The sequence below is a fragment of the Gammaproteobacteria bacterium genome, assembly GCA_035279405.1.
Classification (GTDB): domain Bacteria; phylum Pseudomonadota; class Gammaproteobacteria; order Natronospirales; family REEB76; genus REEB76.
Genome location: DATEHU010000057.1, coordinates 1 through 8,480 on the forward strand (window position 1 = coordinate 1; position 8,480 = coordinate 8,480).

Annotated in this window: 10 protein-coding genes; all 10 read left to right on the plus strand. The window is 64.3% G+C overall.

The window, feature by feature from the left end:
- Nucleotides 1-916, plus strand: a 916-nt coding sequence (locus tag VJR90_11315; GenBank protein ID HKV98059.1) for a glycosyltransferase family A protein, incomplete at its 5' end; no start/stop codon positions are given.
- 368 nt (nt 917-1,284) lie between these two features.
- Nucleotides 1,285-1,485, plus strand: coding sequence for a hypothetical protein (locus VJR90_11320; GenBank protein ID HKV98060.1), 201 nt, complete (start codon nt 1,285-1,287; stop codon nt 1,483-1,485).
- A 183-nt stretch (nt 1,486-1,668) separates the two neighbouring features.
- A complete protein-coding gene (locus VJR90_11325) occupies nt 1,669-2,151 on the plus strand; it encodes a hypothetical protein (protein ID HKV98061.1) in 483 nt (160 codons plus the stop codon).
- Nucleotides 2,152-2,851: 700 nt separating this feature from the next.
- The gene (locus tag VJR90_11330) at nt 2,852-3,079 is read left to right on the plus strand and encodes a hypothetical protein (protein ID HKV98062.1); all 228 of its coding nucleotides are present in this window, start codon (nt 2,852-2,854) and stop codon (nt 3,077-3,079) included.
- 90 nt (nt 3,080-3,169) lie between these two features.
- Nucleotides 3,170-4,327: an AAA family ATPase gene (locus VJR90_11335; protein ID HKV98063.1), complete on the plus strand. Its 1,158-nt coding sequence runs from the start codon at nt 3,170-3,172 to the stop codon at nt 4,325-4,327.
- Nucleotides 4,328-4,625: 298 nt separating this feature from the next.
- The gene (locus VJR90_11340) at nt 4,626-5,072 is read left to right on the plus strand and encodes a hypothetical protein (protein ID HKV98064.1); all 447 of its coding nucleotides are present in this window, start codon (nt 4,626-4,628) and stop codon (nt 5,070-5,072) included.
- 145 nt (nt 5,073-5,217) lie between these two features.
- A complete protein-coding gene (locus VJR90_11345) occupies nt 5,218-5,679 on the plus strand; it encodes a hypothetical protein (GenBank protein ID HKV98065.1) in 462 nt (153 codons plus the stop codon).
- A 35-nt stretch (nt 5,680-5,714) separates the two neighbouring features.
- On the plus strand, nt 5,715-6,587 hold the full coding sequence (locus VJR90_11350) for a hypothetical protein (GenBank protein HKV98066.1): 873 nt from the start codon (nt 5,715-5,717) through the stop codon (nt 6,585-6,587).
- A gap of 176 nt (nt 6,588-6,763) precedes the next feature.
- Entirely contained in the window at nt 6,764-7,555 is a 792-nt protein-coding gene (locus VJR90_11355) for a hypothetical protein (GenBank protein ID HKV98067.1), read from the plus strand.
- A gap of 263 nt (nt 7,556-7,818) precedes the next feature.
- Nucleotides 7,819-8,480 (plus strand): hypothetical protein (locus VJR90_11360; GenBank protein HKV98068.1); only part of this gene is annotated, 662 nt, incomplete at its 3' end.

The following is an 8,480-nucleotide window of genomic DNA, read 5'->3' on the forward strand; positions in this document are numbered from 1 at the left end:
CTTCTCCGGCTCGTTTAGTTGGCGTCGCCATTCCCCCCTATTTGAGAGGCAATGGGACTCTTACGACTATCACTGGTGCGGCTCTGAATCGCATTTGGGCCGCGTCTACCGGGTCGGGGAGGTGGAAAGCCTTTACGGGGATCGCCCTCCGCGTGGCCTCGATTTGTACCTGTCGTCGGTATGGGAAGCGGGTCTTTTGGAGGCGCACCGGCGTTGGTGTGAAGTCAACCGATCCCGTCGGCTGGAACCGATCCTAGCCACGGTGATACTGACCAGCGCGAGGCAACCGATTTTGGTACATGAGGCTATCGATTCGGTACGGCGCCAGACGGCTGACGCGTGGCAGCTGGTCATTATGGACGCCGGCGATCTGGCGGCGGCCGGGGCATTCGACCGATACCGGGACGATCCGCGCATCGTGATACTGACGACCGGGGAAACGGTTGCAGAGCGTAGCTCCACTTGCATTCAGGGTGTGGCGATCAACCGCGCGATGGCGTCAGGCCGGGTGCGGGGCGACGTGCTGGCCTGCCTGAGCGACGATGACAAGTTGGACTTACGGTGGGTGGAGACGGTGCTTAATCGAGCAGCCGACTGGCCGACTGAGCAAGGATGGGTGGGTGCAGCAGACGTGCAGGAGTTGCGGGCCGACGGGTCCATCTACTCGCGCGGGATGCTAGCCGTCGCGGGGCAGCCGGGGCCGGCTAACCCGTTGCGTTGCCGGGTTGACGGCTGCCAGCTGGCCGTGCGGCGTTCCGCCTGGAAGCCCTGGCCGGAGGACCGGGCGCAGGCTGCCGAGGCGGACGGCTATTGGATGGACTCCATTGCGGCGGCTGTCGAGGTGGTACCGCTAACCGTGCGTGCGGCCGTACACCGCCACACGCCACTTAGCACGTTCACACGGCCGGCGTGCTGACCGTCGGGCGTCCTGGCCTGCCCGCAGTCGTCGGAAGTGATCCCCCCGCAGTGGAAGTGAACCCGATCACTTCCATCGCCCATACCCTTTGAAGGGAGCAAACCATGCGCATCCGTACCACGGTCGAAAAGCTAGCGCACGTCCTGGGGAGGCGAGCGGTAGGCGCTCGAGGACCGCTCGCCTCCCATCAGCTAGGGGCGGACGTGGTAGTCGAGGTAGAGCTAAATGCCTTTGTGGAGTGGCAAGGGGATTTACTCCCCTCTCACACTCTCTTAACGGCTCTTTTGCTCCTGCTTAACCACCCGGAGCGCCCATAGCTGACAATGCGGCATCAGTGAGGCATTGCGGACGGTCGCGGGACGAGCGAGATGGATCAAGGGCGCAACGGATACGATCATGAGGACCGCTGGCGTCGGTGGGTCTACGGTCCCAGCTATCCGCCGCCCCTGGACTGGGGCGAGCTGCTGGACGACCTGGGCTGTCCGGCGTGCTGCGTCCCGTGCGCGCTCGCCCTGGCCGCGCTGCTTGTGGTGCTGGCCTTGCTTCTGTTCCGGCTGTTATGGCGATGACGAGTTGCTTATGAGGCGAGCGCCTCGGCGAACTTGCCGCGAGTTAAAAGTGATTGTGCCGCGCTCCCCTTAGAGGCGGGAACGGCCCCGCCGCACATCGGCACGTCTGTTCACTTGCCGACGCTGCGCCCGCCGCGCACAACAGCAGTGGATTCGCCCTAAGTCCATCTGGTATTGACCACTATGTTTAATAATCCTGCCAAACTGACAGCCGACGCGCCGGAGGTTCTGCGGGTCGGGCTGATTGCCCGGCGCGTCCTCACCTGGGCCGGCACGTCGCGGGACTCGCTGGACACTGGCGTTCGGGTCAATTTGGTGGAGGAAATCCACGGGTACGACGTGGGCACCCTAGACTGGCGCGGCGGCGAACCGACGCTGGCGCTCGCGCTGGAGGTGCTTGATCGCTACCTCCCGCCGGCATGGGGTCAATGCGCCGTCTGGCGCGGCGGGCGCACCCTGCACACCTCCGCCGCCGCCCTCTACCTGCACAGAGACTTCGCGCACTTCCTGACGGCCCAACTGCCTTTCTGGGGCGGTGTCGTCGAGCGTGAGGTGATCCGTGGATGGATCATGGCGGAGGGGCTGAGTTCGATGCAGCAACACATCGGCGCATGGCCGCTGAGCCGGGTGTTCAAGGGGATGTCGGCCGGGGTGGCGCGGCAATGAGGGATGCACAAGGACGCTTTATGAAAGGGCCGGACCCCGACCGCCATCAGCTGACCAGGGCGGAGCGGCGCCGAGGATACCGCAACGCAATGATGCCGCGCCTCGGCGAATCCCCCACCAACAGCGCCGCCGTCTTGGCGTGGGTCTTCCGACGCGTGCGCGGCTACTACCGCGCGCGGGCCAAGCCATAGTCGTGAGGCGGGTGAGGTGCGCGGGGGGCGCCGCCCCCCGCGTCCCCCCCGTCCGTTCCTCTTCTCCGTTCCCCATTTTGGAGGCAATCCATGCACGATGTCGATTACGCTGAAATCAAGCGGCTCATTCCTGTGCCCGACCTGCTGCGCGCATGGGGTTGGCAGCCGCTAGTGATCGCGGCCGACGTGCGGCGCGGCCCGTGTCCGATCCACGGATCCAGGGGCAAGCGGTCGCGGAGCTTCGCGGCCTCGTCTACCGGCTGGTGCTGCCACAGCTGCAAGCGTCAGGGAGACGTGATCCGGCTATGGTCCGAACGTCGAGGCGCGACGATGCACCAGGCGGCAATCGAACTCTGCCGTTTTATGGCCGTCCCGGTCCCTTACCGGCCGGCCCGCCGCCGGGCCGGGAACGGAGAAGAGGAACGGACGGGGGGGACGCGGGGGGCGGCGCCCCCCGCGCATGGCGTCAAGTGACTGTCCGCCCTGTTTTCGCCCATAGGAGGTACGCAATGCAGACGGATCAAATCGCCCGTGCCGCCGCTCTACAGGCCAGTGCCCATGCGCAGCGGATCATTCGCCTTAACGTGGCAACCGAGCTGTTCGGACGCCTTGCCGTCGGGCCGGCGATGGACGGTGGTACGGGTGAGGGGGTCAAACCCGCCGTCGTCAACGGGCCGCTGGCGAAGTGGTGTTGGGACTGCGCCGGCTTGCTCATGCAAGAAGCCGGATTGGCCTGACGCCGCTGCTGAGCGGCGTGGGTCGCACGCCCCGCACCAGGACAGAGAAGGGGCGTTTTGGTTCGCCAAACCCAAATAACGAGTATACTCATGGCAAAAGTCGCACGCAAGAAAAAGCTCCGCACGGATGAGGACGTGATCGCTTCGGGAGGAATCCCCGCCCCCCCGCCGAATGGCCACAGCCGCATGACCACTGCCGAGGCGCTGGCGCTGACCGATCCGGCCCCACGGACGCCGTGGTTGCCGGCGTCGAAGGTGATCCGGTCGCCGGCCGACTGGCTGATACCTGGCCTGATCCCGCGCGGACGCATGACCGCTATAGTTGGGGAGTCCAGCGTCGGCAAAAGCACGATGTACGCCGCCATCATCGCGGCCCACAGCCGGGGCAGCTGCCACAGCACGTTCGGGGCGGCGGCGGCGGCGTATGCGCCGGGCCGCTGCGTGTACTACTCGCCCGAAGGCGCCGACAGCCCGGAGTGCATCGGCCGACTGGGTGCGGCGGGGGCCGACCTGTCCCGCGTCTGCCTGGGGGACTTCAGCGCGGACGGCAAGCGTGCGGCGCCCCTTAACCTGCCGGATCGGCTGGCAACGGCCGAACGGGATTGGGCCGATGCCAACATCAGTCTCGTCATCCTCGATCCGATTATCAGCTACCTCGCGCCCGGCGTCAGCTGGCTAGACAACGGGGCCGTCCGCGCGGTCCTAGAGAGTCTCGAAGCGGTCGCGGAGTCGCGCGGCATTACCGTCATCTATACCTCTCACTATCGCAAAAATCGAATGGGTCCGCCGCTGGACTGGATCGCGGGCGCGTCGGCGTGGTCCCAAGTGCCCCGCTACGTCGTGGCGTTGGGGCGCGACCCGGAGCAGCAATCCCGTCGGGTGATCGTCGCGGCTAAAGCGGCGTCTAGCGCGGTGTGCGAATCGCGGACATATGACATCGTGGACCGAGAGGGCTACGGCGTCTGGCAGCTGGGCCAACCGTGCCTGACGACGGCCGAAGACCTTGGGCGGGCCGTGGACGGCACGACGGAGCGGGACGCTCTCATGGATGCACGCGCATTCCTGATGGACGCCCTGGGCGACGAAGAGAAGCGTGCAAAGGACATCGTTCGCACCGCGCGAGACGTCGGAATCAGTGAGCGGACATTGCGGCGGGCCAAGGTCGCGCTGGGAATCACGTCCCGCCACGACGGGCGCCCGCCGGATCGGCACATGGTTTGGGCGCGTCCGCAGACATGGCCAACGTAGGCGCAGAGGCTGCCAAACACACAATACCCCCCCCACAACCGGATATATGCACCGTTTTTGTCTCCGACGATCTCTATGCTTCATTGAAGATATTCCGGATACATAATCAATCGCCGTTGAAAATTAGGGGGGGGTATTGTGTGTTTGGCAGCCTCTGCGCCTGGCCTGCCGCCCCCCCTGCCCCGCCGGTACAATGAGCAGCACGGCCGGGCCGCTGTCAACGTCGATAAGTCGGGCGGCCATCCCACCGACGCGCCGCGTGGCGCGCGGCCCGGCCCTTTACCCCGGAGAACCGACAATGATCGTAGTAACGCTGGAGGGCGCCGTTGCGTTGTGGAGGCAAATTCTGAAGATAATCGATATCGGTTATCCGATCTGCCACCTGTTCGCCATGCCGCACACTGCGGCGCACACGGACACCGAGGCGACCTATGCGGCTATCGAGGTTCCGGCAGGCGTAACCTATGCCCCGATCCAACTCACTCAGCCCCCCGCGAATTGGACGTTCAGCAGCATCGGGTCGGGCTATCAGGCGCAGTACCTCAACCTGCAATGGGTCTTTACCGGGGCCGTCACGGTTTACGGCTATTGGATTTCGGATGGTACCAACACGTTCAGCCTCTGGGCTGAGACGTTCGCTGGTCAATTCACCTACGGGGCCGGGGGCGGGGTCTTCAACCTGCTGCTGACGCCGTGGCTGGCCAGCTGGCCGGACGTCAACAGCATTCCATGCAGCGCCCCCTAATGCCACTGCGTTCAAATCCCCACTGACGGCGAGCGAAGAGCAGTACAAGCAATGCCAGCCCCCAGCCTCTATGTACGACTGTACATGGGGGTGTGGGGATGGTACGATTTTGTGTCGCCCGGTCATCTAAACGGAGGGATTGCTCGTGTGGCAAGCAACGTACCTGTTCCTGTTCCGGGCGCTGACAGACTGGGTGGAGGCCGTCGGCAGCGGCTACAAGGGCGTGCTGGACGGCATCTACATGGGCCTGTACCAACCGCCAACAACGCCGATTGTGCCGCAAAGCACAATGGCGAACATCACGGAGGCTAACTATGACGGCTACGTGCGGCAGCTCGTGACATGGTTCCCCGTCATACAGTCGAGCAGCGGCGTGGAAGTGGTCTACGGTCCCAACCTGTTCTTTGCACCGACCGACGCGACGGTCAGGAATACCATCACGGGGGTGTTCTTGGCCGATGCCAATTATGGGGGCAACCTACTGATGGCGGCCGCGCTGCCGTCGCCCGGTGTTCCCCTTGCCGGGCCGGGCAACGGGCTGGTAGTCAAGCCGAGCGTGCAGTTACCGACCACGCAGATTTACGGCGCTCCCGAAGTGGAGAGCTGATCAGCCGAGTTCCCTGTAGTTAAGGAGGGTTCGTGATGCCGTTCAAGTTGACCATGTACTTTTCGCTGTACCGGAGCGCGTGGAGTGAAGCCTACCTAAACCAGCAAAGCTTCAGCCCAAACTTCGTACCGACCCAAGCGTCGCAGCTAATGGCTGCCCGCGCGGCCATGCTCGGTCATAACGCCGCCTTGTTCGCGGCTCGCATCAGCGCTTTTCCTGCGAATCGGCAAGTGACTGATGTGGACCAGTTCACGTTCGCCGTGACCGGCAACTGGACCGGCAACGAGCAGTTCGGCGAGCAAAAAAGCAACATAGCGAATGTTGCGCTTATGATCCGAATGCAAACCAACGTCGGGCAGAAGCTGATATACGCCGCCGGATGCCCGGATGGCGTTATCAGCGGCGATAACTTGCCCCCCAGCAACATCGAGGCTGGAAATGTGCAGGGGTTCACGGGGGCAGTGCTGACGTTCATTAACACGCTGGTAACGGGGGGTTGGGGCTGCCGATCATGGAAGGCCACGGTTCCGGTGCAGGCGTTGGGCCTACAGTCCGGTACGCAGGTGCCTCCATTGATAGGAGTGCAGCTAGCGGCCCAGCAACCCTGGACGGTCGGCCAGAAGGTGCTACTGGGCGGCTGGCGGCGTGTGAATCCAAGATCGCCTGGGCTGACGGGTGTGTATACCGTCGTGCAGGTGCCTCCGGCCGGGCAGGCCGGACCCCCATTCGTCTACTACCTGTTCGGCACGCAAAATGTCAGCCCGACCAATTTCAAGTCCGTGGGGACCATTGGCCTTCTTCAGTATGAAGTTGCGCCATTCCTCAGTGGGCAGATGGACCGGGGTGTCACTCGTAAAAGGGGGGGTCGCTCGCTGCTGCCTCTTGGGAGATTACAGAGGAGCCATTGAGGAGTTTGTTCAACCCGTGCGGGATGATTTGGACCTGGCTCCGCTCGTGCTACTCGTTTACCATGCGGGTGTTCATATGCGGGCAGGCGTATACGGCGCCTGCCCGATGGTACTTCTGTGCCGATGACGCGCAGTTCTTCCCCTCCCCCCACGGCGCAGAGTCGTCACCCTGGCTGTTGAACTTCGAGCAGAATGACGACTGGGGCGAAGTGACGCCGTGGCCGCAAGACCCGACGGCGGGTTTCTGGCGTGGCCTAGACCGTGGCGTCAATCCGGGCTATGCGGGTCAATGTTTCGTAGGCGATCCGCAATGGTTTATCGACGGCGAGCTCCCGTGCGACATCCTTAGCCGAGTTCCGCCGGTCAGCTTCCCTGACTGCTGCTTTCCTTCCCCGGCTCAAACCGATGGCGGCATAGTGATCGGCGGCACGGCGGTACCGGCCGGCGGCGGGGGACCGATCGCGCGCACGGCGGGCGGCATCGTGCTGGGCGGTACCGGATCGCCTGCGGGTGAGGGGACGCTCGCCACGACAAAGGGCGGCATCGTGCTGGGCGGCAGCGGCAAGCCCAGCCCGCAAGCGGGGACGGTAGGCGGCGTTGTCCTCGGCGGCTCGTCCAGTGGCAGTGGGGGCGTGATGGGCGGGCCGACGTGCGACAAGGCGGGCCAGTTAATTCAAGGGCAGGTGAGCGGCCCCAATCCGTTCACCGTAGGGTATTGGTGGTTTTCGTTGTATGCGACGGCGGGCCAAACCATTCACTGGAGCGTCCAATTTAGGACCGACGGGAACCTCCATTGGACCTTCTTTACGGGTGGTAGCTGCCAAGACTTAGGGATGGGTCAATCCGGCGGCTACGGCTGCACGCAAGCCCCCACCACATTCACCGGCTGGTACTACTGGCGCGTCCAGGTGGTCGCGGCCGCTCCGGGGACGTGGTTTTGGGAAGTTGATCCCGGCCCCTGCCCTTGAACAGGTGTTCACGCCAAGGTAGAAGATACCTTGCGGCGCGACCGTGGGCGGGTCGGGCCGCAACGGGGGCGGGGTCTCGTGGGGAGGATGGACCCCGCCCTTTTCCTCCCCGCCTCCCCCGCGAGTCCGTTATGATCCGACATCCCCTTCCCCCCTGCCGCTGGCGGGGTCCGGCGACGTCCCCCGGTCAATTCGAGTGTCGCTCGCATCAGGCGCACCTGGCCGGCTCGGATGCCACAACGCAGGAGTGTCTGGACTGTCCCGTGCGCGACCATGACCCGGCCGGGCCGCCGCTGGACGAGCTCGAGCGTGCCGGCGCGATCCGCCACTTAGCCTACTTCATTTATCCGAAAGGCGAAGAGTGGCGGCCCAATCTAGCGGAATTGCGACGGCGCATCTCCCTCTTCAATGGACGCCGCTTGATCGCCGTAGCGACTTCGGGGCAGACCGCGAGCGTGGTGGACGTTGCGGAGGAGCTTGCCGGCCTGGACGCAGAGGTGTTGTCCTTTGCCAATGACCCGGCCTTGCGGGAGATGGCGGCTTACCCGACGCTCATGCGAACCCTGTCAACTTACCGGGGCAATGACCACTGCCATTGGTACGGGCACGCCAAGGGAATCACATCGGCGACGTGGGCGCCGGCCGTGCGGCACTGGCGCGACTGCATGTACGAAGCCCAGCTGGACTACTGGCCGTTGATCCGTGATTGCTTGCGGCAGTACGCTGCGGTCGGCCAGTACCTCCGCCCTCGGCATATCATCCCCGGTTCACCGTGCCGGTTCCACTTCTCCGGCTCGTTTAGTTGGCGTCGCCATTCCCCCCTATTTGAGAGGCAATGGGACTCTTACGACTATCACTGGTGCGGCTCTGAATCGCATTTGGGCCGCGTCTACCGGGTCGGGGAGGTGGAAAGCCTTTACGGGGA

What these genes read in the sequence shown, in the direction of transcription:
- VJR90_11320 (HKV98060.1), top strand. Translation starts at nt 1,285, where the DNA reads ATGGATCAAGGGCGCAACGGATACGATCATGAGGACCGCTGGCGTCGG.
- VJR90_11325 (HKV98061.1), top strand. Translation starts at nt 1,669, where the DNA reads ATGTTTAATAATCCTGCCAAACTGACAGCCGACGCGCCGGAGGTTCTG.
- VJR90_11330 (HKV98062.1), top strand. Translation starts at nt 2,852, where the DNA reads ATGCAGACGGATCAAATCGCCCGTGCCGCCGCTCTACAGGCCAGTGCC.
- VJR90_11335 (HKV98063.1), top strand. Translation starts at nt 3,170, where the DNA reads ATGGCAAAAGTCGCACGCAAGAAAAAGCTCCGCACGGATGAGGACGTG.
- VJR90_11340 (HKV98064.1), top strand. Translation starts at nt 4,626, where the DNA reads ATGATCGTAGTAACGCTGGAGGGCGCCGTTGCGTTGTGGAGGCAAATT.
- VJR90_11350 (HKV98066.1), top strand. Translation starts at nt 5,715, where the DNA reads ATGCCGTTCAAGTTGACCATGTACTTTTCGCTGTACCGGAGCGCGTGG.